This window comes from Streptomyces sp. NPDC059718, from assembly GCF_042733315.1.
GTDB lineage: Bacteria > Actinomycetota > Actinomycetes > Streptomycetales > Streptomycetaceae > Actinacidiphila.
The window spans coordinates 96,017-122,853 of sequence record NZ_JBHWGA010000025.1; the positions used below are offsets into that span (position 1 = coordinate 96,017).

Genomic DNA, 26,837 nt, shown 5'->3' on the forward strand with positions numbered 1-26,837 from the left:
ACCTCCCCATCGGGCGGACCGCACGGCTCGCGGCGGTAGGGTTAAGGTGTGCCTAACCTAAGGATGCTGGCCGTGGAGCCAGGCCGGTGACCGCGCGCGGAAACCTGCGCCCAGCCCTGCTCGTCGTGTTGCCGGTCGTCGCCCTGACCGGGCTGTGCGTGCTGTCGATCGGGCTGGGTGCCGTCGACATCCCCCCGGAGCAGGTCGTCCGGGCGCTTTTCGGTCACCCCTCGAGCCATCTCGTGGACAACATCGTCTGGACCGTCCGCGTACCGCGCACCGTCCTCGGCCTCACCGCGGGCGCCGCCCTGGGGTTGTCCGGCGCGCTCATGCAGGCCCTGACCCGCAACCCGCTCGCCGACCCCGGCATCCTCGGGGTCAGCGCGGGCGCGTCCTTCGGGATCGTCGTCGCCATCGCCCTGTTCGGGCTCGGCTCGCTGTACGGCACGATCTGGTTCGCCTTCGCCGGCGCGCTCGGCACCAGCGTGCTGGTCTTCCTGCTCGGCCGGACGGGCCGTTCGGGCGCGACTCCGGTGAAGCTGGCGCTGGCCGGAGTCACCGTCACCTTCCTGCTGTTCTCGCTGACCAACGCGATCGTCCTCACCGATCCCGACGCGCTGGACCGCTACCGCTTCTGGTCCGCGGGCACCCTCGCCGACCAGGACGGCACCGTAGTCCGGAGCATCCTGCCGTTCCTGGCGGTCGGTGCGGTGCTCGCGCTCGCCGCCGCCCCCGCGCTCAACAGCCTGGCCCTGGGCGACGACGTGGCCGCCTCCCTCGGACGCCGGCTCGGCCTCGTACGCCTGCAGGGGGTCGTCGCGGTGATGCTGCTGACCGGCGCGTCGGTCGCCGTGATCGGCCCGGTGGTCTTCCTCGGCCTGGTGGTTCCGCACGTCGCCCGGGTGCTGGCCCAGTACGCGGGCATCGGCCCCGACCACCGCTGGCTGCTGCCGCTGTCGGCGGTGCTCGCCCCGTGCCTGCTGCTCACCGCCGACATCCTCGGCCGGGTCGTCGCGCGGCCCACCGAGGTCCAGGCCGGAGTGCTCGTCGCCTTCATCGGCGGCCCGTTCTTCATCGCCCTGGTCCGCCGGCGCAAACTCGCGGAGGTCTGAGCATGACCGCCCTCGCCCCCCTCCGCGGCCGCCGGCCCTTCCGGCTGGCGGCCCCACCGGTCTCCGGAGTGCTCCGACCGCGGCTGGTCGCCGTGTGCGCCGCCCTGGTCGTCGCGGTGTTCCTGCTCTTCTGCTGGGGCGTGACCCTAGGCGACTACCCCATCGGGTTCTCCGACGTGGTCAAGGCCCTCACCGGCGCCGGCGACCCCGGAACGGTGCTGGTCGTACGGGAGTTGCGGCTGCCGCGCGCGCTCGCGGGACTGCTCGTCGGCATCGCCTTCGGCATCTCCGGCGCGCTGTACCAGACCATGACCCGCAACCCGCTGGCCAGCCCCGACATGATCGGGCTGACCGAGGGCGCGGGGACCGCCGTGGTCGCGGGCATCGTGCTCGGCTGGGACGGCGGCCTGGGCACCCAGGGCCTCGGCCTGCTGGGGGCGCTGGTCACGGCGCTGCTGGTGTACGCGCTGGCGTGGAAGGGCGGCGCCACCGGCTACCGCATCATCCTGGTCGGCATCGGCGTGTCCTGGATGTGCACCAGCGCCACGGACTACCTGGTCGCGCGCGGCGAGCGGTTCGAGGCGCAGGCCGCCCTCGGCTGGCTGGTGGGCAACCTCAACGGCCGCACCTGGGACCAGGTCACGCAGCTCGCGGTCGCCATGGCCGTGCTCGTGCCGCTCGCCCTCGGCATGGGCCGCCGGCTGCGGACCCTGCAGCTCGGCGACGACGTGGCGGCCGGCCTCGGCACGCCGGTGCAACCGGTGCGGCTGGCCCTGCTTCTCATCGGCGTCGGGCTGATCGCCTTCGGCACGGCCGCGGCCGGACCGGTCGCCTTCGTGGCGCTGGCCGCCCCGCAGATCGCCCAGCGGATGGCCGGCACGGCGTGGCCGCCGCCGGCCGCCTCGGGACTGACCGGCGCGCTGGTCGTCCTGGGATCCGACCTCATCGCACGTGAAGCGATCCCCGGCACGGAACTCCCGGTCGGGATCGTCACCGGCGTCATCGGCGCGCCGGTCCTGCTCTGGCTGCTCATCCGCGCCAACCGCGCGGGCTCAGGAGGCTGAACCCATGGCGACCACCGACCCCGCCCCCACCGCCGCCGCCGGCCCCGACCTGCGGGCGCGCGGGCTGCACCTGGCGTACGACGACCGGCTGGTGGTCGAGGACCTCGACCTCGTCATACCCTCCGGCCGCATCACCGCCATCGTCGGCGCCAACGCCTGCGGCAAGTCCACCCTCCTGCGCGCGCTGGCCCGGCTGCTCGCGCCCCGTCAGGGCGTCGTCGAACTCGACGGCCGCGCCCTGCGGTCGGTGCCGACCAGGGAACTCGCCCAGCGGCTGGGGATCCTGCCGCAGACCCCGGTGGCCCCGGAGGGGCTGACCGTCATCGACCTGGTCAGCCGCGGCCGTTCGCCGCACCAGACGTGGTGGCGGCAGTGGTCCAAGGCCGACGAGCTGGCGGTCCACGAGGCGCTGGCGGCGACCGACCTGACCGAGCTCGCGGACCGGGCCGTGGACGAGCTGTCCGGCGGCCAGCGCCAGCGGGCCTGGATCGCCATGGCCGTCGCCCAGGGCACCCCCGTCCTCCTGCTGGACGAGCCGACCACCTACCTGGACCTGGCCCACCAGATCGACGTCCTGGACCTCGTCACCGACCTCAACCGCCGCGAGCACCGCACGGTGGTGATGGTCCTGCACGACCTCAACCAGGCCTGCCGCTACGCCGACCACGTCATCGCCATGAAGTCGGGCCGGATCGCCGCCGAGGGCACGCCGGCCGAGGTGATCACCGCCGAGACCGTCGAGGACGTCTTCGACCTGCGCTGCCAGGTCACCACCGACCCGGTGAGCGGCACCCCGCTGGTGATCCCCATGGGCCGCCACCACGAGGCGGTCCCCGTCGCCGCCGAGTGACCCGGCGGGCGGCCCGCCCCGCGGCGGGCCGAGGCGGTCCGGGAGCCGGACACCGTCGACCTGCGGCGCGAACCGCGGCGGCCTACGGTGTTGGTACGGGGTCCGCACGGCTGATCGGAGCCGGCCATGCCTGTCTACCATGTGGTCACCACGCAGAACACGGTCTCGGCGCGGCAGAAGGCCGAGTTGGCGGCGGAGATCACGCGTCTCCACGCGTCGATCACCGGGGCGCCCACTTCCTTCGTGCACGTGACGTTCGCCGAACTGCCGGAAGGCAGCGTCTTCACGGACGCGGCTCCCTCACACCCCCTGCTGATCGAGGCGACCACACGGGCGGGCCACGCGGACACGGAGAAGACACAGCTGGCCAAGGACATCTCGGCCGCCGGCAGCAGGGTGACCGGCGTCCCGGAGTCGCACATCCTCGTGATCATCAAGGACAGCCCGGCTCGGTTCGCCGCCGAGGGAGGCCGCATCCTGCCCGAGCCGGGAGACGAAGGCGACTGGCTGGCACGAACCGACTGACCCGATGCCGGCTTCGGCCGCCGGGGCGGACAGGCGCGGGCGACCGCGGGGTCACCCCGGCGAACCTCACGGCCTAGCCGGGCAGGACGGTCGTGCCGGCGCCGCCCGGCCCGACGGACAGCGCGCGCAGCAGGGCGTGCGGGGCGCGGCCGTCCAGCACGCGGGCCGTGCGGACGCCCGACCGGACGGCCCGCAGGCAGCTCTCCATCTTGGGCACCATGCCGCCGCCCAGCGCCGGGAGCATCGCCTCCAGTTCGGCGGCGGTGAGCCGGTCCAGGACCCGTTCGCGGCGCGGCCAGTCGGCGTACAGCCCGGGCACGTCGGTGAGCACGACCAGCGCCTCGGCGTCGAGCGCGGCGGCCAGGGCCCCGGCCGCCGCGTCCGCGTTGACGTTGTAGATCTGGCCGTCCGTGCCCCGGCCGAGCGAGGAGACGACGGGGATGTGGCCGTGGTCCAGGAGCACGTCCACGGCCGCCGTGTTGACCTCCGTCACCTCGCCGACGAGGCCGATGTCGACGATCTCGCCGTCGACGTCGGCGTAGCGGCGCACCGCGGTCAGCGTGTGCGCGTCCTCGCCGGTGAGCCCCACGGCGTACGGGCCGTGCTCGTTGAGGAGCCCCACCAGGTCCCGCTGGACCTTGCCCGCCAGCACCATCCGCGCGACGTCCAGGACCTCGGGGGTGGTGACCCGCAGCCCGCCGACGAAGCGGGCCTTGATGCCGATCAGGTCGAGCTGGGCGCTGATCTGAGGGCCTCCGCCGTGCACCACCACGACCCGCACCCCGGCCTCCCGGATGCGGACGACGTCCTGCGCGAAGGTGCGCAGCAGGGAGCCGTCGCCCATGGCGTTGCCGCCCACCTTCACGACGACGGTGCGGCCCCCGAGCGCGCGCAGGGCGGGAAGCGGCCCGGGGCCGGCCAGGGCCGTCGTCACGGACGCGTGGTCAGGTAGCCGCCCATGGTGCGGAACCAGTCGCCGGCCGCGTACTCGGTGCCGTCGTCCGTGCGGACCGTGCGGACCAGCAGTCCCTTGCGGTGGCCGCCGCGGGCGTCCGCGCCGGCGACGATGACGACGCCGTCGCCCTCGCGGATGAAGATGCGGCCGGGCGTGCCGCCGTAGCGGGCCTGCGAGACGGCGGCGGAGACGATCCTGATGCGCTCGCCGCGGTGGTAGGTGAAGGCGTTGGGGTAGGGGTCGGACTGCGCCCGCACCAGCCGTTCCAGGTCCTCGGCGGGCCAGTTCCAGTCGATGCGGCTGTCCTCGACGGAGCGCTTGTGGAAGAAGCTGGCGCGGGAGCGGTCCTGGGGCGTCCACTCGGCGCGGCCGGAGGCGATCAGGTCCAGGGACTCGCGCACGAGGGGTGCGATCAGGTCGCAGGTGCGGTGGAAGAGGTCGGTCGCGGTGTCGTCCGGGGCGACGGGCTCCGAGCGCTGCAGCAGGATGTCGCCGGCGTCCAGTTCGCCGTCCATGCGGTGGGCGGTGACGCCGACGCGCTCCTCGCCGTTGATCAGCGCCCAGATGATCGGGGAGAAGCCCGCGTAGGCGGGGAGCAGGGAGTCGTGCACGTTGAGGGTGCCGTGCGGCGGGAGGTCGAAGATCTCCGGCGGCAGCCAGGTGCGCCAGTTGTTGGCGACGATGATGTCGGGTGCCGCGGCGCGGATGGCCTCCAGCAGTTCGGCGTCGTCGGGGCGGTTGCGCAGCAGCACGGGCACGCCGTGCTTCTCGGCGAGTTCCGCCACCGAATCGTCCCAGATCTTCTCGTACGCGTGCTCGCTCCTGGGGTGGGTCACGACGAGGACGACCTCGTGATCCGACTCCAGCAGGGCCTGCAGCGTCCGGTGTCCCCAGGTCTGATAGCCGAACATGACGACCCGCATGGGCTGCCTCTCCTTCAGTGATTATTGCGAGGTTAGGCTTACCTTATCTAGTATGTGGCGCGCATAGGGAGGCGATGCAACGGTGACAGCACCGCTCAATGAGCCGGACACGATCCACGACATCCTGGGAATCGGTTTCGGTCCGTCAAATCTGGCTCTGGCGATAGCCATCGAGGAGCACAACGCACAAGTCCCGGCCTCCCGGCGGATCAACGCCCGCTTCCTGGAGCGGCAGCCCCGTTTCGGGTGGCACCGCGGCATGCTGATCGACGACGCGACGATGCAGGTCTCGTTCCTGAAGGACCTGGTCACCATGCGCAACCCGACCAGCGACTTCAGCTTCCTGTGCTACCTGCGCGAACAGGGCCGGCTGGTGGACTTCCTCAACCAGAAGACGCTCTTCCCGCTCCGCGTGGAGTTCCACGACTACTTCGAGTGGGCCGCCGCCCGCGTCGCCCACGTCGTCGACTACTCCTGCGAAGTGCTGTCGGTCACACCGGTCCGCGACGCCGACGGCGAGGTCGACCACCTCGACGTGACGTGCCGGGACCCCGAGGACCCCGCGCGGACGGTCACCCACCGGGCCCGCAACATCAGCGTGGCCGTCGGGCTCGAACCGCACCTGCCGCCGGGCACCGAGCTGTCGGACCGCGTGTGGCACAACAGCCAACTGCTGCCCAGGGTCGCCGAGCTCACCGCGATGGGCACCCCGGTGCGCCGGGCCGTCGTCCTCGGCGCCGGGCAGAGCGCGGCCGAGGCGGTCGACTTCCTGCACCGCACCTTCCCCGACGCGGAGATCTGCGCGGTGTTCGCCAAGTACGGCTACACGCCCGCCGACGACAGCCCCTTCGCCAACCGGATCTTCGACCCGGAGGCGGTGGACCTCTACTTCGGCTCCCCGTCCGAGGTGAAGCAGTCCCTCGTCGACTACCACCGCAGCACCAACTACTCGGTGGTCGACATGGACCTCATCGAGGCCCTGTACGCGACCTCCTACCGCGAGAAGGTGCAGGGCCGCGAACGGCTGCGCTTCCTCAACGTCTCCCGCATCCGCGACGTGAGCGCCGCGGACGACGGCCTCGACGTGACGGTGGAGTTCCTGCCGACCGGCGAGCGGCACGTCCTGGAGGCGGACGTCCTCGTGCACGCCACCGGGTACCGCTCGCAGGACGTCGGCACGCTCCTCGGGGAGTCCGCCAAGATCTGCCTGCGCGACGACGGCGACGCCCTCCGCGTCGGCCGCGACCACCGCGTCGAGGTCGCCCCCGAGGTGCGGGCGGGCATCTACGTGCAGGGCGGCACCGAGCACACGCACGGGCTGACCTCCACCCTGCTGTCCACCACCGCGATCCGGGCCGGCGAGATCGTCACCTCGCTCGTCGCCCGTCAGGACGAGCCGGCCGCGACGGCCGCGGCCCGCGTCTGAGACGCCTCTGGGGGCCGCCGGACGACCGGCGGCCCCCAGAGGCGTCCACCGGAGCCGCGGGCCCGGGTACTACCCCTCCGGGTCCCAGGCCAGGAGCCGATCGAAGAGCCGCCGGTCGCCGCCGACCTCCAGGGAGTCCACCGGAACTCGGCCGTACAGGGCCAGGACCAGCTCACCGGCCGTGCCCCGCAGGGAGGCGTCGGCCGCGTCCGGATGCTCCCCGGCGACGGTCCGCGCCGTCGGCGGAGAGCACGAGGCGCCAGGAACGACCCTCGGCCGCGTGGTAGTCGACGACGGCGGGCTTGTGCGGCCAGGCGCTCGTCGTCGCGCAGCAGGTGGACAGGAACGCGTCGACACCGTCGAGCGCCACCTTGTCCGGCAGCGGCCGCGGGGCGCCCGCGGCGACTGCGACGTACCCCCACCAACTCCAGCAGCCGCGCCCCGGGCCGGACTCGCCGAGCGCGTCCAGTAGTTGCCGCGCCGATGCGGCCCACCAGTCCAGCAGGGCCTCGCGCCCCGAGGCACGGCCCGGGCGGCCGACTGGGATGTGTCCGGGGGAGCGTCGGCAGGCCCTGCGGCGACGATGACGGCCCACTTGCGGCGACCCTCGCCCAGATGCCGCACCAGATCGGACAGCGTCCACTCCGGGCAGGTCGGTACCCGCACGTCGAGACCGGGGGCCGAGGCGACCGCAGCGCGGAAGGCGTCCGACCGTTCGTCGATCAACCGCAGCAGATCGGGGAACTCCAGGGTCTTCTCCACCCCCGGCGTCCATCACCGTGCTCGGACGACCCCCAGCGATTTCCGCGCCCGGCACGGCAGTCGAGCGGGGCGGCACGAACCGCCCCGGAACTAGCGCCGGGTGCGCAGCAGCAGGTGCAGGAAGTACGGCGTGCCGATGACGGCCGTCATCAGGCCCGCGCCGAGTTGGGCCGGGGCGATCACCGTCCGCCCGAGGAGGTCCGCGGCGCAGACAAGCGAGGCGCCCAGGAGCACCGCGACCGGTACGACCCGTACGTGCCGGCGGCCCACCAGGGCCCGGGCGGCGTGCGGGGCGACCAGCCCGACGAAGCCGATGGTGCCGGCGGCGGCCACGGCGGTCGCGGTGAGCAGCACGCTCGTCACGAGGAACCCGAGCCGGGCCGGGCCGCGGCGCAGCCCCAGCAGGGCCGGGGTGTCGTCGTCGACCGACAGCAGGTCGAGTTCGGTGCGCCGCGCCACCGCGACCGCCAGACCCAGCACGAGGGCCGCCGCCACGGGCAGCGTGTCGGGCACGGTCCGCCCGTAGGTGGAGCCCGACAGCCAAGTGAGCGCCTTCGTCGCGTTGAAGGGGTCGGTGAGCACGATCAGCAGGCTGATCAGGGCCGTCGCGGCCGCGGACACGCCGACGCCGACGAGGACCAGCCGGGTCTGCTGGAAGCCGCCCCGCGCCGCGAGCCCGAACACGAGGACCGCGCTCACCGCCGCCCCGGCGAACGCGGCTCCCGCCACGCTCCACGCCCCGGCGACCGGGACCGTCGTAACGAACAGCACCGCCCCGAGCGCGGCGCCGCCCGAGACGCCGAGGATGCCGGGCTCGGCCAGCGGGTTGCGGGTGACGGCCTGCACCAGCGTGCCGGACAGGGCGAGCGCCGCCCCCGCCAGGAGTGCGGCTAGCACCCGCGGGACACGGGTGTCCAGGACGAAGGAGACCGCCTGACCGGCGCTGCCCTGCGCCCAGTTCGCCACATCGCCCAGGAGCAGCTTGGTGTCGCCCAGCAACACTCCGGCGACGGCCACCCCCACGAGGAGGGCGCCGAGGAGGGCCAGGGTCACCAGGAACGTCACACGGCCCGGGATGCGCATCCGGTCCGGCGCGCCCACCCCTGCCGAGTCCTGGGCCCGCAGCGCCATGACGACCAGGAACACCGCGCCGACCAGGCTCGTGACGACGCTGGTGGGCACCGCCACGGCGGTCTGCGCCGGCACCACCGCGCGCAGCAGGACGTCCGCGCCGAGCACCAGGCCCGCGCCAACCAGGCCCATGACGGGCAGGCCGAGGCGCGTGCGCACCAGCGGCCGGTGACGCCGGGCCAGCGGCCGTACGAGGGCCGGCGCGCACAGGCCGACGAAGCCGATGGGCCCGGCGAGGGTCACCGCCGCGGCGGACAGCAGCGACGCGCACACCACGACGGTGATCCGCGTGCCGCGGACGGGGACGCCGAGGCCGCGGGCGGCGTCGTCGCCGAGCGCGAGGGCGTCGACGCGCCGGGCCACCAGCAGCAGTCCGGCGACACCGGCCACGGCGACCGGCGCCATCTGCACCACGCCGTCGAAGCCGTTCTGGCTGATGCTGCCCTGGCTCCACTGGTAGAGGCCGTGGGTCTGCTGCGGGAAGAGCAGGATCAGCCCCTCGGTGACGGAGGTCAGGCCGAGGGTGATCGCGCTGCCGGCCAGGACGAGGCGCACGGTCCCGGCGCCCAGCCCCGACAGCGACAGGACGACGGCGGCGGCCGCGAGCCCGCCGACGAAGGCCACACCGGAGGAGGCCAGCAGCGGCAGGGACGTCCCGGTGACCATGAGGACGCCGAGGGCCAGGTACGAACCGGCGTTCACGGCGAGGGTGTCGGGCGCGGCGAGCACGTTGCGGCTGACGGACTGGAGGGCCGCGCCGGCGGTCCCGAGGGCGGCGCCGACCAGCAGGCCGGCGGTCATGCGGGGCAGGCGCGAGGCGATCACGACGGACGCGTCGCCGGGACCGGCCCCGCCCGTCAGGGCCTTCCAGACCTCGGCAGGGCCGACGGCCGCGGTGCCCTGGGTGATGTCGACGACCGCGAGGACGGCGACCAGGATCACGAGCGCGGCCGTCACCGCGGCCGCTCCCGTCCGGGAGCCGACCGCGTGCGGACGGGTGGCGGGGGTCGTTGCGGTGACGGCCACGGCGCGCTACTTCGTCAGGGCGCCGACGACGGCGTCGACGTACGACTCCATCGACTGCGGGCCGCCGAACATCCAGATGCCGTCGGGCAGCCGGTGCACCTCGCCCTTCTTGACGAACGGCAGGGACTTCCACACGGAGTTCCCGGCGAGGTCTTCGGCGAAGGGGTCGCTGCCCTCGCTGTCGCTGCCGATGTAGGCGAACCGCACGTCGCCGAGGCCGGTGAGACCCTCGACGTCGGTGGCGGCCAGGCCGTAGTCCTTGTCGCCCTCGATCTTCCAGGCGTTCTTCAGGCCGAGCGCCTCGTTGACGCCGCCGATGAGGGAGCCGCGGGTGTAGGGGCGGATGGAGACCTGGTTGGAGGCGACGTAGCCGTCGGCGAACGCGATCTTCGAGCCGGCGAGGCCCGCGTCGGCGAGGGCCTTCCTCCCCTCGGCGACCTTGGCGTCGTAGGCCTTCTTCGCCTCGTCGGCCTTGGCGGTGGTCCCGGTCGCCTCGGCGATGAGGTCGAGGTTCCCCTTCATCCGCCCGACCGGGTCGGCGGCGTCGGCGGAACGCACCTCGAGGACCGGGGCGATCTTCTTCAACTGCTTGACGGCGGCGTCCGGGAGGTCGGTGGTGGCGACGATCAGGTCCGGGGAGAGCGAGGCGATGGTGTCCATGCTGGGCTCGCCGCGGGTGCCGATGTCCTTGGGCCGGTTCTTCAGCGGGACGACCGTGTCCCAGGTGCCGTAGCCCTTGACGTCGGCGACGCCGACCGGGTCCACCCCGAGCGTCACGAGGACTCGACGACGTTCCACTCCGTGCCGACGACCTTCTTGGCGGGCCCGTCGAGGCTGACCTCGGCTCCGCTCGCGTCGGTGAGCGTGATGCCCTTGGTGTCGTCCTTGGCCGCGCCGCCCGCGGCCGGCTCGGTCGTGCCGCAGCCGACGAGGGCGAGTGCGGCAGCAGCGGCGGTGGCGGCGATGACGATGGAGCGTCTCATGGGGTGGTGACGGGCCTTTCGTTGCGTGCGTGGTGGCGGCCGACGGCTCGGGTGCGCAGCAGGCCGGTGAGGGGATCGGTGTCGACCTCGACCCGTATCCCGTAGGCGTCGGTGAGGCGTTGCGGTGTCAGCACGTCCTCGGGGCGGCCGTCGGCGACGATCCGGCCCGCCCGCAGCAGGGCGATCCGGTCGGCGACGGCGGCCGCCTGGTCCAGGTCGTGCAGGACGACGCCGACGGCGATGCCGTGGTCGTCGGCCAGATCCCGGATCAGGTCCAGCAGTTCGACCTGGTAGCGCAGGTCGAGGTAGGTCGTGGGCTCGTCGAGGAGGAGCACACCGGTCTCCTGGGCGAGGCAGCTCGCGAGCCAGACGCGCTGGAGCTGGCCGCCGGAGAGGTGCTCGGCGCCACGGGCGGCGAGGTCCGCGACACCGGTCAGCGCCAGCGCGCGGTCCACCGCGGCCGGACCGTCCGGGTCGGGGCGGCCCCAGCGGCCCCGGTAGGGGTAGCGGCCGAACTCCACGACGTCCCGCACCGTCAGCCCGCTCGGCGTGGGGCGCCCCTGCGTCAGCAGGGCCACCCGGCGGGAGAACTCACGCGCCGTCAGGGCGAGCCCGTCGGCGGTGGTCCCGTCGTGCGCGTCGATCGTCAACGTGGCGCGGCGGGCCCGCTGCAGGCGTGCCACGGTGCGCAGGAGCGTCGACTTGCCGCTGCCGTTGGGGCCCACGAGGGCGGTCACCTCACCGGGCCGGAGGGTGATCGCCGCGTCATGGACGACGTCGACCCCGTCGTACGACACGGTCACGTCGTACGCCGCCAGCCGGTGACCGCGCAGGCCGCAGGCCGCGGCAGTCTCTTCCGTAGAACTCACAAACTAAGGTTAGCCTAACCTACTTTCCACCCGGACCACCCCCCTCTCGCTTCGGTAAAGTTAGGCTAACCTTCCTGTATGGCGAAGACCCCGCGGCTCATGCCGCAGAACCCCAGGATGTTCCGCGCCGAGGTCGTCAGGACCGAGCGGGTCTCCCCCTCCCTGCACCGCGTGACCGTCAGGGGCGCGGACCTCGCCGACTTCCCGTGGATGGGCTACGACCACTGGTTCCGCCTCTTCATGCAGCTCCCCCACCAGGACGCCCTGCGGCTGCCCGAGTTCTCCGGGGCACGCTGGTGGCAGCCCTACCTCGCCATCCCCACGGCCGAGCGTCCGCACTACTCGAACTACACCGTCGCCGCGTTCCGTCCCGAAGCGGCGGAAATGGACATCGAGTTCGTCGTGCACCGCACCCCGGACGGCGAACTCGAGGGCCGTGCCGCGATATGGGCCTGCGGCGCCCGGCCCGGGGACGCGCTGGCGCTCCTCGACCAGGGCGTCATGTTCGACTGCCCCGAGGACGCCTCCGAGGTCCTCGTCGTGGCCGACGAGAGCGGCATGCCCGCCGCCACGGGCATCCTGCGCTCCCTCCCCCGCGGCACCGTGGGCCGCCTGATCCAGGAGATCCCCACCCCCGACGACCGGCGCGACCTTGACGCGCCCGCCGGGATCGCCGTCACCTGGGTCGTGCGCGACGACCCGCACGCGGTCCCCGGCTCCGTCGCACTCGCCGAACTGCGGGGGCACACCCCGGTGGACGCCACCGGATACGCCTTCGTCGTCGGCGAGCAGAGCCTCGCCACCAAGGGACGCCGGCACCTGCACCGCGCCGGTCTCCCCAAGGACCGCATCACCTTCTCCGGCTTCTGGCGGCACGAGGCACGCCACGAGGACGCCTGACCCCCGCCGCGGGACGCAAGCGCCGCCTCGGCCCCGCGCACGCGGGGCACTTCGCGCACGCAGGGCGCACAAGGGGAACAGTTGAGCCCTGTACGCGCTCCCTCGTGTACGGGGAGAATGCGTAGCGCAAGCGATCATGCGACCGGCACGCGCGCCGTCCGGTCGCCGACTCCCGGAAGGCGGGTCGACTGCCGTGCTGCTGCATCTGCCCACGTCCGTGCCCGAAGCACAGGAGTTCATGGCCCAGGGGGCGGTGCCCGTCGGCGGGGCGACGCTCGTGTGGGCGACCTGGCAGCGGGACGGCTTCCCCGAGCAGGCCATGTCGCTGCGCGACCTGCCGGAGGCCAACACGATCGGACGCGAGGCGCTGGGCGCGGCGGTGGTGCTGAACCGGATCGACGACCGGGTTCCGGAGGTACTGCGACGGGCGGCAGCCGGTGTGGGCACCGGCGCCGTGCGGCGGACGGCCACCGTCGGCGGCAACCTCGTCGGCAGCACCCTGCGCTGCCTGCTGCCCGCCGCCCTCGTCCTCGGCGCCCGCGCGATCACGCTGGAGCCGGACCGGACCCACGAGACCGATCTCGCCGAGGCCGTGGCCAAGCAGCACCTCCTGCTCGGCATCCGCTGGCGGGAGCCGCTGGTGAGCACCTACGAGAAGCAGTCCGGCGAGGCGGGCGGGCCTCCGCCCCTCGTCGTCGCCGCCGCGGTGCACGCCGCCGACGACGGCCACCGTCTGCGCGTCGCCGTCCGTGACGGCTACGAAGTGCTCTGCGCGAGTGCCCCGTTCGACGGCGGCACCGCGGCGGCCCTGCACTCGCTGGAGGAGACGGACCTCGCCGCGCTCCACCCCGCGGCGTGGGACGTGGTGCGCCGGCAGGTCACCGGACTCGCCGGACGGCTCCCCGGCTCCTGACCCCGCACGGGCCCCGCGATCTCGCCCTCCGCATCGGGTATGACCCGGCGCTCCCGGTTGTTGATGAGTGCGAGGGCCCGCGCCGCACCCCGGCGCGGGACCTCGCCCATCCCCCACCGGATCGGAAGAAGCGAGAGCAGAGATGGCTGACACGCCGGAAGACCGAGAGCACGGGGCCTCGTTCGGCATGGTCCGGAGCGGACCGGCCCCGGCGCGGATGTGCCTCATCACGCCCGGCGGCGTTTCCACGGTCGAGTTCGTCCTGGAGCCGTCGGTCGGCCTCCGGTGCGCCCGGATGGAAGGCGCCGCGGCACTGGCCCTGAACCGGTGGCTCCACGACGCGGACCCCTCCCGGTACTTCGAGCTGCGGATCGCGTTCCTGCAGTTCGAGTACAACCCCGGTCACGAGTCCTTCGCCGCCGACGAGGTCCGTGCGCTGCGCGCCCTCCTGGAGGAACAGCGGGGCACCGAGCGGTGGAACGACGCCCTGGCGAGCCTGCTCGCCAGGCTGGAGGCCTGCGAGGCGCAGCTGTGACCGCCGACGGGTGAAGTCGGCCGGCGGGAGTGCTCAGCCGGCGGCGGGCGGCAGGAGGCGCTCGGTCATCGCGCCGACGGCCGCCACGACCGCCTCGCGGTGCCGGTCGCGCCGGGCCGTCTCGTCGCCTCCCCCCGGATTGCGGATGCTCGCGGGCGTGGCGACCCAGGCCTGCGCGGCGGACAGCGCGACCATCAGCGCGTCCATGCCCGCTTCGAGGCCGACGCCGTGGGCGTCGGCGACCGCCTGCGCCTTGCCCAGGTGGTTGTCCCGCTCCATCGCCGAGGCCTCGGGACGCTCGAGGGCCTTCCACTGGGTCAGCTTGACGAGGTCCGGGTCGTCGCTGAAGACGTCGAAGAGCGCGCCCGCGTACCCGGCCAGGTCGTCCGGGGTGAACGGCGCGACGTCGGCCAGCACGCGGAGCCGGGCTTCGAGCACGGCGTCGAAGAGCTCGTCCTTGGAACCGAAGTAGGCGTAGATGGCCTGCTTGTTGGCCGGTGCGGCCTTGGCGATCCGGTCGACCCGGGCCCCGGCGAGTCCGTGCGCGACGAATTCGCCGTACGCGGCCTCGATGAGGCGCGCCCGCGTGGCGGCAGAGTCATAAGCCATGGCGACAGCCTAAGAGATGCAGGTCGGGCGGGGCTGCGCGGTTCGCGGCACGGGCGACGGTCGTCGTAGCGGCAGCAATGAAACCAACCGGCTGGTTGCATTCATGGGTTTCCCGGCCTACATTTAAACCATCCGGTTGGTTTCTTATCCGGCCGGCACCGTCACCCGGCGTGCCCGCACGCGCATGCCGGAAGCCGAAAGCAGGAAGAACCCATGTCACTCGTCACCGGCATCCCCTTCGGGGCACACTCCACCGCGGCGGACGTCGTACGCGACGTCGACCTCTCCGGCAAGCGCGCCGTCGTCACCGGCGGCGCGTCGGGCATCGGGCTGGAAACGGCCCTGGCCCTGGCCGGGGCGGGTGCGGAAGTGACCCTCGCCGTACGCGACCCGCACGCGGCCGCCCCCGCCGCCGACCGCATCCGCCGGGAGACCGGGCGGGACGACGTCCACGTCGCCCGGGTCGACCTGGCCGACCTCGACGGCGTGCGCGCCTTCACGGAGGACTGGACCGGGCCGCTGCACATCCTCGTCAACAACGCGGGCGTGATGGCCGTGCCGGAGCTCACCCTCACCCCGCAGGGGCGGGAGACGCAGTACGCCGTCAACTTCACCGGCCACGCCGCGCTCACGCTCGGCCTCCACGCGGCGCTGCGCGCGGCCGGTGGGGCCCGGGTCGTCATGGTCGGCTCGTCCGCGCACCTGATGGCCCCGGTCGACTTCGACGACATCCACTTCGCCCACCGCCCCTACGAGGCATGGACGGCGTACGGCCAGTCGAAGTCGGCCGCGATCCTCTTCACCGTCGCGCTCGCCGGGCACTGGGCGGCCGACGGCATCACCGCCAACGCGCTCCACCCGGGCGGCATCATGACCAACCTGCAGCGCCACCTCAGCGACGAGCAACTGCGGTTCGTGGGCGCCACGGACGAGGCGGGCCGGAAGCTGGACGTCCCGCCGGGCTGGAAGACCCCGCAGCAGGGCGCGGCCACGCAGGTGCTCCTGGCCGCCTCCCCCCTGGTCGACGGCGTGACCGGCCGCTACTTCGAGGACTGCCGCCCGGCGGAACTCCAGCCCGAACCCACCGCGGGCGGAACCGGCGTCGCCGCCTGGGCGATCGACCAGGCGTCGGCCGAACGGCTCTGGGACGACACGAGGAAGGAGCTCGGGTACTGACGCCGCTCCCCGGGGGCGCGGGACCCGGTCGTACACCCGGGTCCCGCACCCCGCCTTCCGGCGAGCGGGGTCAGGGCCAGATCAAGTCGATGCGTTCCTGAGCGATCGGGTAACCGGCCCTGGCGAAGTGGGCGGCCATCGCTGTGTTGGTCTGGTCCGTCCCGGCCACGATGCGGTCCACGCCCTCGCCGGCGAGCTTGTGCGTGGCCTCGACGAGCAGGTCGTAGGCGTATCCGTGACCGCGGTGCTCGGGCACGACGCCGATGTAGCCGATGAGGGGGTCCCCGTAGTGGCGGCCGGGCACGCTCAGGCCGACGAGTTCCCCGGCGGAGTCGTAGGCCAGACGCCACCACTCGCGCGGGCTCGGCAGCCAGAGCAGATAGTCCAGCTCTTCCCGGGCGGCCGCTTCGAGCCCGGATCTAGCGACGTTACGGCGCACATGGGCATCGAGACTGCCCTGGTGGATGCGGCGGAAGACGTCGAGGACCGCCGCGTCGTCCGGCTCGGGACGGAATTCGAGGCGGCCCGGGCGCGCGGGCACGCCGCATTCCGGCGTCCAGCGGTAGCGGAAGCGCTCGACCAGCGGGGACAGCCCCGCGGCGACGGCCGCGTCGATCCGCGCCCGGGCCTGCTCCCGGACCGCGGCGACGTCGCGCCAGCCGGGCGGCAGTTTGAGGGAGTACTCGGCACGCAGCGGCGAGGTGCGGAGCAGCTCCACGGCCGCACCGGCGTCGGTGAAGTCGAACCAGTCCAAGGCGAGCGGTTTGTCGTCCTTCGGCCCGGCCCACCATGCGGCGCGCGCGACGACGACGCCGTCACGCAAGGCCACCCACGTCCACTCGGGGCGGTACTCACCGGCGGCGGCCATCCCACCGTAGGTGTCACCGAAGGCGGCGAAACCGACAAGGCCGGGATCGGGCAGGGATTCGAAGAGTGCTTCCTCGCCTGCGGCGAGGGGGCGGATGACCAGATCGGTCACGCGAGGTCCTTCCGGGAAGCGACGCGCTCCCGTTCAGATCCTCGGCGCCCTCGGAACGGGGTGGGAGCACATGAGAGTCGGCTGGCTCACGGTTCCCACCTCCTTTGGCGATCGAGGACGCGGACGCAGCGTAACAGCGTGATCGAATCGCCTGCAACGGTCCCCGACGGCCCGCCGCCGCCCGGCGGTTCAGCCGAAGGCCCGGCGCACGCGGTCGAGGCGCAGGCGGTTCCCCTCCAGCCAGTCCTCGGTGACGTCGATCGGTACCCGCACGGCAACCTGGGTGGACGGCGCATCGTGGACCGTCACCTCCATCGGGTCGTCCGGGACGATGTCCAGCCACGCCGTGCGTTCGTCCGGCGGCCACTCGACGCCGTGGCCACAAGCGAGGGCGTCGAGGCAGCGCCCCCACGCGTCCAGGTCTTCGAGCGAGAGGACCAGCCTCACCCGCCCGCTGACGAAGTCGCTCTCCACCACGATCTCGGCCCCGCAGTACCGGTCGTCGCCCATGACGGACGGCGGACCGCCTTCCATCCGGACGCTGACGCTCCGTCCTTCGTCGTCGAAACGGAAGAGCTCGAGCGGCTGTGCTTCGTCGGTCATTCGTGCCCCTCGGATACGTCACCCCGGATGGAGGGCGAGGGTCCAGGTGTGGACGGTGTGCGTGGTGGGGTGGCCCGGGCGGGGTTCGGCGATGACCGCGGTGAGGCGGTCGCCGTCGCGGCGCAGCGAGCTGATGTGGCCGGACGTCTTGTCGGCGGCGATCGGCAGCAGCTCGGCGAGGACGCTGCCGCCCAGGCGGCGGTCGACGGCACGCAGCACCCCTGCGTCGAGCACCAGGATCGTGCCGTCCTCCAGCACCACCGGCCGCGGCGTCACCGGGTCGGTGAGCCGGGGACCGCGCTCGATCACGCCACCGGGCAGCAGCCGGACCACGCGGCTCCTGGTGGGGTGGCTCCGGTCGGCCTCGACGACCCGGATGCCGGTGCCGACGACGTAATGGCCGTAACTGCGCCAGGAGTCCACGGTGGCGCCGTCACGGTCGTGCTCCCAGGTGTCGAAGAAGTCGTAGCCCTCCAGGCCGAGCAGGAACCGTCCGCCGCGCAGCGCGGCACCGCGCTCCCCGCGCAGTTCGGCGACCAAGGTGCCGTCCGCCAGGTCGAGCAGCAGGGCAGGACCGAGGAACCCCCAGGGCGTGTACTCCAGGGAGTCCGTGGTGACCAGCACCCTGCCCCCCGCAATGTGCGCGGCGTTGGGACGGCCGGCGCACGCATGGGTCCAGCGCGTCCGTCCCGAGACGTCGACACAGCTGATCTCCCCGGTCGCCCCCTGGATCCGCAGATCGTCCCGCCGCGCCAGCGGTCGCCCCTCGGGCGGCCGCGACGGGTACGGCGGCCTGCCCACCGCGCTGTGACGGTCCACCACGGTGACACGCCACCGACCGGGGTCCGCCCCCACGGCGCGCCTGCTTTCCTCGGGTATCGGCATGGCCGCGATGCTAACCGCCGCGCGGGCCGCGGCGGCACGGCTACCATGCGACCGTGATCACGGTGCGGGCCATGCGCATGGACGACGTCGACGCCGTCTCCACGATCCGGGTGAGGGGCTGGCAGGCGGCGTACGCCGGGATCGTGCCGCGGAGTTACCTGGACGCGATGAGCGTCGAGGAGGACGCGTTCCTGCGCAGGAAGTGGCTGACGACCGCCGGGAACCGCGCGGAGAACCTCGTCGCCACCGAGGACGGCGTCGTGACCGGCTGGGCGGCCCTCGGGCCGCGCGCCGGGGAGCCCCGGGAGCCCCGGGAGCCCGGCGGAGGTGTCGCCTGCGAGCTCTACGCCCTCTACGTGCGGCCGGACCGCATCGGCACCGGCACCGGGCGCCGGCTGATGTCGGCGGTGCGCTCCCGGGCGGCCGAACTCGGTCACCTGCGGCTGGAGTTCTGGGTGCTCGCCGACAACACCCGCGCACGGCGCTTCTACGCACGCGCCGGATTCTCGCCCGACGGCGCCGAGCAGGTCGAGGAGTACGACGGCGTTTCGCTCCGGGATCTGCGGTACACGGGCGACACGAGCGCGCCCGCCTGAGCCCTGCGACGTACGTGTGGCGCCGCACCCGGTCCTGCCGGGCACGGCGCCACACCCTGCCCCGTGCTTCCGCCTACTCGTCGATCGCCGCGCCGAACTGCGCGTTGGCCGAGGGACCGCCCAGGGTCGCCCCGCCGTACGTCCACGTGCCCTGGGCGACCAGCCCGGACGACGACGCGGGGACGACCCAGACGAAGCCGTCGTTCGTGTTCTCGCCCGGGGCCGCCGCGAGGAGGCCGAAGCGGCCGTCCCTGTCGGCGTCGACCAGCCGGATCTGGCCGCCCCAGCGGTCGGAGGCCTCCGCGGCGCCCGGGATGCCCGCGGTGTTCTGGTCGAAGCTGCGCGCTCCCGTGGCGGTGAGCCCGCCCGGTGCGCCGCGCAGGGTCCAGACCGCGCCGGCGTCGGCGACGGAGCCGACGTCCTCACCGGGGGCGCCGATGGTCAGGTCGGGGAGGCCGTCGCCGTTGGTGTCGCCGGCGGACAGTTCGGCGCCCCAGCGGTCGCCCGCTTCGGCGACGCCGGGAACGCCGGCCGAGTCCTGGGTCCATGTCTGCGCCGGGGTGGGGTCGAGGCCGGAAAGGTCGCCCCTGCCCAGGTGGACGGTGACGGATCCGCCGAGCGCCGAGCCGGTGCCCGTGTCGCCGATGGCCAGGTCGTCCTGGCCGTCGTGGTTGAAGTCACCGGAGGCGACCGCGGGTCCGCCCGCGAAGGTGCCGCCGTCGCCGAGGTCATCGACGCCGGGTGCGCCGTGCAGGACCTGGGTGACGCCGACCCCGGGCCGGTCGCCCGTGGTCACCCCGGAGATCGCCAGGTCGGCCCAGGAGTCCTCGTTGTAGTTGCCGTGGCTCAGGCTCCGCAGGGCGAGGCCGGTGTCCCGGGCCGTGCGCTCGAGGGCGCGGACTCCCCGGTCCGCCTGCCGCAGTCGCGGCGCGGCGGCCCCCGGCTGGGCGGTGAAGAACAGCAGGGAGTCGTTCTCCAGGACGGCGATGCTGTCGCGCAGGTTGGCGTCGGGGTCCGAGGGGTCCGGGGCGAAGTACCGGGCGGCTTCTATCGCCCGCCCGAAGTTCGCGCCGGCCCGCGGCTGCTCGGGGTCCTCCAGCCAGAAGCTGTCGCCGCCGTGCAGCCCGGTCGGGGAGCCCCAGAAGACGACGGCACCGCCGGCGTCGGAGAGCGTGCCCAGGTCCTCGCCGGGGATGCCGACGATCGCGTCGTCGTAACCGTCGTTGTCCAGGTCGCCGGTGGCCACGGCCCGTCCGAAGCCGTCACCGGCCTCGGCGGCGCCCGCGACGCCCGAGGTGCTCTGGCTGAGGACGGATCTCTTGGTGGTGCCGAGGCCGCCCGACCCGCTGTACTGCACGGTGACGTACCCGGCGCCCTTGGCCCCGGACACGGTGGCGCCGGGGGCGCCGATCAGCACGTCGTCGTACCCGTTGCCGTCGAAGTCGCAGTTGCGCTGCTGCCACCCGATCGAGGGGAAGGGCACCGCCGCCTGTGCGGCGGGGGCCGTGAGGAGCGCGCCGCCGCCGAGGGTGAGGAGTGCCGCGGCCGTGAGGGCCGCACTCTTGATGTGACGCACAGAAGAACCTCCATGGTCTCCTGGGTTGCCCTCGGCGTCCCCCGCACCTGTGTCGAATCGCCCGCGGTCGGGTGGTGTCCGGCCGGCAACGCCCGCTGTTCCGTCACCCGGAAGACACATGACGTTCGCCGAGGGTTGTGGCGACCGGGCGGGCCGCCTCCCGGAGCCGGCGGTCGCGATGCGCCGCCGACGGTCGTCGTGGGCCGCCGCTGCCTGCGTCTTTGACCGCGATTTGCCGCCGGGGGCACTGGTGCGGGGCCGCCCCGGGGATTCAGGATGATCCTCATGCCCGAATCCACTGCATTCCACGACCTGGCGGCGTTCCTCGCGCTGCCCCGCGTCTCCTCGCTCGCGCTGTCACCTGACGGGACCCGTCTGGTGACGTCGGTGCAGGAACTGTCCGCCGACCGTACCCGGTTCATTGGTGCCCTGTGGGAGGTGGACCCGGCCGGGGAGCGTCCGGCGCGGCGGCTCACCCGCTCGGGGCGCGGCGAGTCCGCCCCGGGGTTCCTGCCCGACGGCACCCTGCTCTTCCTGTCCTCGCGTCCGGTCGCCGACCCCGGCGACGGCGAGGACGACCGGCAGGAGGCGGCGCTGTGGAGCCTGCCGGCGGGCGGCGGCGAGGCGGCGCAACTGCTGGCCAGGCCGGGCGGGATCGGCGAGTACGCGACGGCCACCGGCGCCTCCCGGGTCGCCCTGGGGGCCTCCTTGCTGCCCGGCGCGGCCGACGCGGAGCACGACGAGCGGCTGCGCGAGGCCCGCCGGAAGGCCAAGGTCTCGGCGATCCTGCACGAGTCGGTGCCGGTGCGGTACTGGGACCACGACCTGGGTCCCGGCATCCCGCACCTGTTCACCGTCGCGGACGCCGGCGCGGAGCAGCCCGCCCTCGTGGACTGCGGCGCGCGCCGGGCCGCCTTCGCCGAGGGTGTGGCACTCTCCCCCGACGGCTCGCTGGTCGCGTACGCGACGGCCGTGGGCACCCTCCCCGACGAGGTCCGCTCCGTGGTCGTCGTCGCGGACGCCGAGACGGGCAAGCCGCTGCGGATGCTGGAGTCCCCCGACGCGGAGTTCGGCGCCCCGGCGTTCACCCCGGACGGCCGGGACCTGGTGTGCGCCCGACGGCGGCGTGTCACCTGGGAGGCCCCCGGTGACGTCACGCTGTGGCTGACGAGCGCCACGGACGACCAGGACCCCGGACGCGACCTGCTGCCTGACTTCGGCCAGTGGCCGGGTTCCCCGGTCGTCTCCCCGGTTCCCGGTCAGGACGGCGCCCCGGTGGTGTACTTCGCCGCCGACGAGGGCGGTCACGGCCCGGTCTTCCGGCTCTCCACCGGCAGCGGCGAACTGGTCGCGCTCACCGCGTCCGGTACGTACTCGGACGTGGTGGTCAGCCCCGACGGCGGCACCGTGTACGCGCTGCGCTCCGCGGTGGACAGCCCTCCGCTCCCGGTGCGGCTCGACGCCGCGACGGCCGGACAGCAGCCCGTGACGCTCCCCTGCCCCGGGCAGGACACCGTCCTGCCGGGCAGCCTCACCGAGGTGCACACCACCGCCGAGGACGGGACGGCCCTGCGGGCCTGGCTGGTGCTGCCGGACGGCGCGAGCGCCGGCACCCCGGCGCCCCTGCTGCTGTGGGTGCACGGCGGCCCGCAGACCAGCTGGAACGCCTGGCACTGGCGCTGGAGCCCGTGGGTCGCGGCGGCCGCGGGCTACGCGGTCCTGCTGCCGGACCCGGCGCTGTCCACCGGCTACGGCCAGCAGATGCACGAGCGCGGCTGGGCGCACTGGGGCGGCGCCCCGTACGACGACGTGATGGCGCTGACCGACGCCGCGCTGCTGCGGGACGACCTGGACGGCGGGCGCACCGCGATGATGGGCGGCTCGTACGGCGGCTACATGGCGAACTGGATCGCCACGCGCACCGACCGCTTCAAGGCGATCGTCACCCACGCGAGCCTGTGGAACATGTACAGCTTCGCGCAGGTCACCGACTTCCCGGCGTACTGGATGCGGCGCCAGGGCGACCCGCTGGTCAGCACCGAGCGGTACGAGCGCGAGTCCCCGCACCTGCGGGCCGCGCAGATCACCACGCCGATGCTGGTGATCCACGGCGACAAGGACTACCGGGTGCCGATCGGCGAGGGCCTGGCGCTCTGGAACGACCTGGTGCGGTTCGAGGTCCCGGCGAAGTTCCTGTACTTCCCCGACGAGGGCCACTGGATCCTCAAGCCCAACAACGTCCGCCTGTGGTACGCGACGGTGCTCGGCTTCCTGGCCCACCACGTGCTGGGCGAGGAGTGGCAGCGCCCCGACCTGGTCTGACGGCCCGCCGTCGCCGGGGCCCGGTCCCCACCGGGCCCCGGCCGCCAACCCACACCCCGCGCCCGCCGGGGCCCCCACCCGCCGCCACCCCGACCCCCCCAGACGGGGACCAAAAAACCCCGCGCGGTTTACCCCCCATCAAACCCGCCGCGCCGGGCCGCGGCGGGTGTCCGCGACCCTCGCCGGTCCGAAAGTCACACCAACACCCTTGACACCACCGGTGCCTTGACCCCCTACTAGCCCTTGCACAGCGAACTTGACAACGTTGTCTAGGCGCAGAAAGGGTGCTCGCGCATATGCAGCAGAGAGCTGCCCGGCACAGGTGGAGTTCCTCGGCGGTCGTGTTGGTGACCGCCCTCGCCCTGGCCGGGGCCACGCAGCAGGCGGCGGTCGCCGTGCCCGAACCGGGGCCGCACGTCGACACCTTCGCGTCGTCGTTCGAGTCGGGCGATCCGGCGCCCGACTGGCGCAACACGGTGGACACCGCGGCGGACGGGTCCAAGCGGGCCTCGGGTGTGGACGGTGGATACAGCACCGGCATCCCCGGCAACCTCAACGACCACGTCACCGACATCCGCGCCAACGGCGAGTACACGGACTCGGGCGAGGTGAAGGAGAACCTCGTCGACGCCGAGCCGGGGACCAAGTGGCTGGTCTTCCAGCCCACCGGCTGGGTGGAGTTCGACCTCGACGGCCCCGCGAAGGTCGTGACCTACGCCCTGACCTCCGCCAACGACGCCGCGGAACGCGACCCGCGCGACTGGACCCTGCAGGGCTCCACCGACGGCAAGGACTGGAAGACCCTGGACACCCGCTCCGGCGAGTCCTTCCCCGAGCGGTTCCAGACGAAGTCGTACGACCTCGCGGAGCCCGCCGAGTACCAGCACTTCCGGATCGACATATCCCGGAACAACGGCGCGTCGGGCATCACGCAGCTCGCCGACCTGCAGCTGTCCACGGGCTTCACCGGTGACCCGGTGCCGCAGGACATGCTCTCGCTCGTCGACCGCGGCCCGAGCGGCTCGCCGACGGCGAAGTCGGGCGCCGGCTTCACCGGTACGCGGGCGCTGCGCTACGCGGGCCGGCACACCGGCGACGGCAGGGCGTACTCGTACAACAAGGTCTTCGACGTCGACGTCCCCGTCCGCCGGGACACCGCGCTGTCGTACCGGATCTACCCGTCGATGGCGGACGGCGACCGCGACTACGACGCCACCAACGTCTCGGTGGACCTGGTCTTCACCGACGGCACCCACCTCAGCCGTCTGGGCGCCACCGACGAGCACGGCTTCGCGCTCACCCCGCAGGGGCAGGGCGCGGCCAAGGTGCTCTACGTCAACCAGTGGAACGACGTCGTCTCGCGGATCGGGTCGGTCGCCGCGGGCAAGACCGTCGACCGCATCCTGGTGGCGTACGACTCCCCCAAGGGCCCGGCGAAGTTCCGCGGCTGGCTGGACGACGTGACGCTGAAGCCGCTCGCGCAGGAGAAGCGGAAGGCGCACCTGTCGGACTACGCGCTGACGACCCGCGGGACCAACTCCAGCGGCAGCTTCTCGCGCGGCAACAACTTCCCGGCGACGGCCGTGCCGCACGGCTTCAACTTCTGGACGCCGGTGACCAACGCGGGCACCCTCAACTGGCTGTACGACTACGCCAAGGCGAACAACTCCGACAACCTGCCCACGATCCAGGCGTTCAGCGCCAGCCACGAGCCCAGCCCCTGGATGGGCGACCGGCAGACCTTCCAGGTGATGCCGTCGGCCGCCTCCGGCACCCCGGACACGGCGCGCGGCGCACGGGCCCTGGCCTTCCGGCACGAGAACGAGACGGCGCGCCCCTACTACTACGGCGTGACGTTCGAGAACGGCCTGAAGACGGAGATGGCCCCGACCGACCACGCGGCCGTGCTCCGGTTCACCTACCCCGGTGACGACGCGAGCGTGCTCTTCGACAACGTCACCGAGCAGGCGGGCCTGACGCTCGACAAGGAGACCGGCACCTTCACCGGCTACTCCGACGTGAAGTCCGGGCTGTCCACCGGCGCCACCCGGCTGTTCCTGTACGGCGAGTTCGACGCGCCCGTCACGGAGGGCACGTCGAGCGGCGTCAAGGGCTACCTGCGCTTCGACGCCGGCGAGGACCGCACCGTGTCGCTGCGGCTGGCCACCTCCCTGATCAGCATCGACCAGGCGAAGGACAACCTGCGCCAGGAGATCCCGGGCGGCACCTCCTTCGAGACGGTGAAGAAGCGGGCGCAGAAGCAGTGGGACAATCTGCTGGGCCGCGTCGAGGTCGAGGGTGCCACCACGGACCAGCTGACGACCCTCTACTCCAGCCTGTACCGGCTGTACCTGTACCCCAACTCCGGCTTCGAGAAGGTGGGGTCGAAGTACCAGTACGCGTCCCCGTTCTCCGCGATGCCCGGTCCCGACACCCCGACCCACACCGGCGCGAAGATCGTGGACGGCAAGGTCTACGTCAACAACGGCTTCTGGGACACCTACCGGACGACGTGGCCGGCGTACTCCTTCCTGACGCCCAGTCAGGCCGGTGAGATGGTGGACGGGTTCGTGCAGCAGTACAAGGACGGCGGCTGGACCTCGCGCTGGTCGTCCCCCGGCTACGCGGACCTGATGACGGGCACGTCCTCGGACGTGGCCTTCGCCGACGCCTACGTCAAGGGCGTGAACTTCGACGCCGAGGCGGCGTACGACGCGGCCGTGAAGAACGCGACGGTCGTCCCGCCGCAGTCGGGCGTGGGCCGCAAGGGGATGGCGACCTCCCCCTTCCTCGGCTACACGAGCACCGACACCCACGAGGGCCTGTCGTGGGCGCTGGAGGGCTACCTCAACGACTACGGCATCGCCGAGATGGGCAAGGCCCTCTACGAGAAGACCGGCAAGCAGCGCTACAAGGAGGAGTCCGCGTACTTCCTCAACCGCGCCCAGGACTACGTCAACCTCTTCGACCCGCAGGCGGGCTTCTTCCAGGGGCGTGACGCCAAGGGCGACTGGCGGGTGGACTCCGCGAAGTACGACCCGCGGGTGTGGGGTTACGACTACACCGAGACGAACGGCTGGGGCTACGCCTTCACCGCCCCGCAGGACAGCCGGGGCCTGGCCAACCTGTACGGCGGCCGCGACGGTCTCGCGGAGAAGCTCGACGAGTACTTCGCCACCCCGGAGACCGCCTCGCCCGAGTTCGTCGGCTCCTACGGCGGCGTCATCCACGAGATGACGGAGGCCCGGGACGTGCGGATGGGCATGTACGGGCACTCCAACCAGGTGGCCCACCACGTCACGTACATGTACGACGCGGCCGGCCGCCCCTGGGAGACGCAGAAGAACGTCCGCGAGGTGCTCTCCCGCCTCTACACGGGCAGCGCCATCGGGCAGGGCTACCACGGCGACGAGGACAACGGCGAGCAGTCGGCCTGGTTCCTCTTCTCCGCGCTCGGCTTCTACCCCCTGGTGATGGGCAGCGGCGAGTACGCCGTCGGCTCCCCGCTGTTCACCAAGGCGACCGTCCACCTGGAGAACGGCAAGGACCTGGTCGTCAAGGCGCCCAAGAACAGCACGCGCAACGTGTACGTGCAGGGCCTCAAGGTCAACGGCCGCTCCTGGACGTCGACCTCGCTGCCGCACTCGCTCCTCGCCAAGGGCGGTGTGCTGGAGTTCGCCATGGGCCCGAAGCCCTCGTCGTGGGGCACCGGAAAGAACGCCGCGCCGGTGTCGATCACCCAGGACGACGAGGTGCCCGCGCCCCGCGCGGACGCCCTCAAGGGCGACGGCGCCCTGTTCGACAACACCTCGGCGACCGACGCGGCGGTCACCACCGTCGACCTTCCGGTGGACGGACGCACCAAGGCCGTCCAGTACACGCTGACCTCGTCGTCGGACCGTACCAAGGCCCCCACCGGCTGGACCCTCCAGGGCTCCTCGGACGGCACGCACTGGAAGACCCTCGACAAGCGCTCCGGTGAGTCCTTCACCTGGGACCGCCAGACCCGGGCCTTCTCGGTCGCCTCTCCGGGCGGTTACACCCAGTACCGCCTGGTCCTGGACACCGAGTCGACCCTGGCGGAGGTGGAACTGCTCGCCTGATCCGCTCACGGCGA

The 26,837-nt window shown here is 72.9% G+C and carries 22 protein-coding genes and 1 pseudogene; 12 read left to right on the forward strand and 11 right to left on the reverse strand.

The genetic code is table 11. From position 1 onward, the window contains the following. Positions 1-86: 86 nt before the first annotated feature. The 4 genes from ACFV3E_RS26700 to ACFV3E_RS26715 all read left to right on the forward strand — a co-directional run bounded on the left by ACFV3E_RS26700 (position 87) and on the right by ACFV3E_RS26715 (position 3,551). Entirely contained in the window at positions 87-1,112 is a 1,026-nt protein-coding gene (locus tag ACFV3E_RS26700) for a FecCD family ABC transporter permease (RefSeq protein ID WP_500536944.1), read from the forward strand. 2 nt (positions 1,113-1,114) lie between these two features. Then, the gene (locus ACFV3E_RS26705) at positions 1,115-2,176 is read left to right on the forward strand and encodes a FecCD family ABC transporter permease (RefSeq protein WP_500536945.1); all 1,062 of its coding nucleotides are present in this window, start codon (positions 1,115-1,117) and stop codon (positions 2,174-2,176) included. Positions 2,177-2,180: 4 nt separating this feature from the next. Beyond that, positions 2,181-3,026, forward strand: a complete 846-nt coding sequence (locus tag ACFV3E_RS26710) for an ABC transporter ATP-binding protein (protein ID WP_500362699.1) — start codon at positions 2,181-2,183, stop codon at positions 3,024-3,026. A gap of 126 nt (positions 3,027-3,152) precedes the next feature. Continuing rightward, positions 3,153-3,551, forward strand: a complete 399-nt coding sequence (locus ACFV3E_RS26715; RefSeq protein ID WP_500536946.1) for a tautomerase family protein — start codon at positions 3,153-3,155, stop codon at positions 3,549-3,551. Positions 3,552-3,624: 73 nt separating this feature from the next. Here the strand turns inward: ACFV3E_RS26715 and argB are convergent, their stop codons facing one another. Next, complete coding sequence (argB, locus tag ACFV3E_RS26720; RefSeq protein ID WP_500536947.1) at positions 3,625-4,485, reverse strand: acetylglutamate kinase; 861 nt, start codon at positions 4,483-4,485, stop codon at positions 3,625-3,627. Beyond that, positions 4,482-5,429, reverse strand: a complete 948-nt coding sequence (locus tag ACFV3E_RS26725; protein ID WP_500536948.1) for a methionyl-tRNA formyltransferase — start codon at positions 5,427-5,429, stop codon at positions 4,482-4,484. Before ACFV3E_RS26725 ends, argB begins: the two co-directional genes overlap by 4 nt. Before the next feature lie 82 nt (positions 5,430-5,511). On the opposite strand from ACFV3E_RS26725, the gene ACFV3E_RS26730 reads away from it, so the two are divergent. Beyond that, entirely contained in the window at positions 5,512-6,855 is a 1,344-nt protein-coding gene (locus tag ACFV3E_RS26730) for a lysine N(6)-hydroxylase/L-ornithine N(5)-oxygenase family protein (protein ID WP_500536949.1), read from the forward strand. A gap of 69 nt (positions 6,856-6,924) precedes the next feature. Here ACFV3E_RS26730 and ACFV3E_RS26735 read toward each other — a convergent pair whose 3' ends face one another. From ACFV3E_RS26735 to ACFV3E_RS26750, 4 genes and pseudogenes are all read right to left on the reverse strand, one after another. Further along, positions 6,925-7,617: a maleylpyruvate isomerase N-terminal domain-containing protein gene (locus ACFV3E_RS26735; RefSeq protein ID WP_500536950.1), complete on the reverse strand. Its 693-nt coding sequence runs from the start codon at positions 7,615-7,617 to the stop codon at positions 6,925-6,927. A gap of 90 nt (positions 7,618-7,707) precedes the next feature. Further along, complete coding sequence (locus tag ACFV3E_RS26740; protein ID WP_500536951.1) at positions 7,708-9,774, reverse strand: iron ABC transporter permease; 2,067 nt, start codon at positions 9,772-9,774, stop codon at positions 7,708-7,710. Between the two features lie 6 nt (positions 9,775-9,780). Then, positions 9,781-10,757 (reverse strand): annotated as a pseudogene (locus ACFV3E_RS26745) (ABC transporter substrate-binding protein). Next, complete coding sequence (locus tag ACFV3E_RS26750) at positions 10,754-11,626, reverse strand: ABC transporter ATP-binding protein (protein ID WP_500362706.1); 873 nt, start codon at positions 11,624-11,626, stop codon at positions 10,754-10,756. Before ACFV3E_RS26750 ends, ACFV3E_RS26745 begins: the two are co-directional and overlap by 4 nt. Before the next feature lie 78 nt (positions 11,627-11,704). On the opposite strand from ACFV3E_RS26750, the gene ACFV3E_RS26755 reads away from it, so the two are divergent. From ACFV3E_RS26755 to ACFV3E_RS26765, 3 genes are all read left to right on the forward strand, one after another. Continuing rightward, a complete protein-coding gene (locus ACFV3E_RS26755; protein ID WP_500536952.1) occupies positions 11,705-12,526 on the forward strand; it encodes a siderophore-interacting protein in 822 nt (273 codons plus the stop codon). 193 nt (positions 12,527-12,719) lie between these two features. Then, positions 12,720-13,439 (forward strand): FAD binding domain-containing protein, encoded by a 720-nt coding sequence (locus ACFV3E_RS26760; protein ID WP_500536953.1) that lies wholly within the window; start codon positions 12,720-12,722, stop codon positions 13,437-13,439. Positions 13,440-13,581: 142 nt separating this feature from the next. Continuing rightward, entirely contained in the window at positions 13,582-13,974 is a 393-nt protein-coding gene (locus ACFV3E_RS26765; RefSeq protein ID WP_500536954.1) for a hypothetical protein, read from the forward strand. A gap of 33 nt (positions 13,975-14,007) precedes the next feature. Here ACFV3E_RS26765 and ACFV3E_RS26770 read toward each other — a convergent pair whose 3' ends face one another. Beyond that, positions 14,008-14,583, reverse strand: coding sequence for a TetR/AcrR family transcriptional regulator (locus ACFV3E_RS26770; RefSeq protein ID WP_500536955.1), 576 nt, complete (start codon positions 14,581-14,583; stop codon positions 14,008-14,010). Between the two features lie 213 nt (positions 14,584-14,796). Here ACFV3E_RS26770 and ACFV3E_RS26775 point away from each other — a divergent pair, with 213 nt between their 5' ends. Continuing rightward, on the forward strand, positions 14,797-15,759 hold the full coding sequence (locus tag ACFV3E_RS26775; RefSeq protein ID WP_500536956.1) for an SDR family NAD(P)-dependent oxidoreductase: 963 nt from the start codon (positions 14,797-14,799) through the stop codon (positions 15,757-15,759). Between the two features lie 70 nt (positions 15,760-15,829). Here ACFV3E_RS26775 and ACFV3E_RS26780 read toward each other — a convergent pair whose 3' ends face one another. From ACFV3E_RS26780 to ACFV3E_RS26790, 3 genes are all read right to left on the reverse strand, one after another. Beyond that, on the reverse strand, positions 15,830-16,738 hold the full coding sequence (locus ACFV3E_RS26780) for a GNAT family N-acetyltransferase (protein WP_500536957.1): 909 nt from the start codon (positions 16,736-16,738) through the stop codon (positions 15,830-15,832). Between the two features lie 189 nt (positions 16,739-16,927). Further along, a complete protein-coding gene (locus ACFV3E_RS26785; RefSeq protein WP_500536958.1) occupies positions 16,928-17,341 on the reverse strand; it encodes a DUF5959 family protein in 414 nt (137 codons plus the stop codon). 18 nt (positions 17,342-17,359) lie between these two features. After that, positions 17,360-18,226, reverse strand: a complete 867-nt coding sequence (locus ACFV3E_RS26790) for a hypothetical protein (protein ID WP_500536959.1) — start codon at positions 18,224-18,226, stop codon at positions 17,360-17,362. 53 nt (positions 18,227-18,279) lie between these two features. On the opposite strand from ACFV3E_RS26790, the gene ACFV3E_RS26795 reads away from it, so the two are divergent. Next, positions 18,280-18,822 carry a GNAT family N-acetyltransferase gene (locus tag ACFV3E_RS26795; protein ID WP_500536960.1) on the forward strand — a complete coding sequence of 181 codons (543 nt, stop codon included), beginning with the start codon at positions 18,280-18,282 and terminating at the stop codon, positions 18,820-18,822. Positions 18,823-18,895: 73 nt separating this feature from the next. Here the strand turns inward: ACFV3E_RS26795 and ACFV3E_RS26800 are convergent, their stop codons facing one another. Beyond that, positions 18,896-20,398, reverse strand: a complete 1,503-nt coding sequence (locus ACFV3E_RS26800; protein ID WP_500536961.1) for an FG-GAP repeat protein — start codon at positions 20,396-20,398, stop codon at positions 18,896-18,898. A 285-nt stretch (positions 20,399-20,683) separates the two neighbouring features. Here ACFV3E_RS26800 and ACFV3E_RS26805 point away from each other — a divergent pair, with 285 nt between their 5' ends. Together ACFV3E_RS26805 and ACFV3E_RS26810 are read left to right on the forward strand one after the other, a co-directional pair. Further along, positions 20,684-22,720 carry a S9 family peptidase gene (locus tag ACFV3E_RS26805; RefSeq protein ID WP_500536962.1) on the forward strand — a complete coding sequence of 679 codons (2,037 nt, stop codon included), beginning with the start codon at positions 20,684-20,686 and terminating at the stop codon, positions 22,718-22,720. Between the two features lie 296 nt (positions 22,721-23,016). Continuing rightward, a complete protein-coding gene (locus tag ACFV3E_RS26810) occupies positions 23,017-26,823 on the forward strand; it encodes a GH92 family glycosyl hydrolase (protein ID WP_500536963.1) in 3,807 nt (1,268 codons plus the stop codon). Positions 26,824-26,837 lie beyond the last annotated feature (14 nt).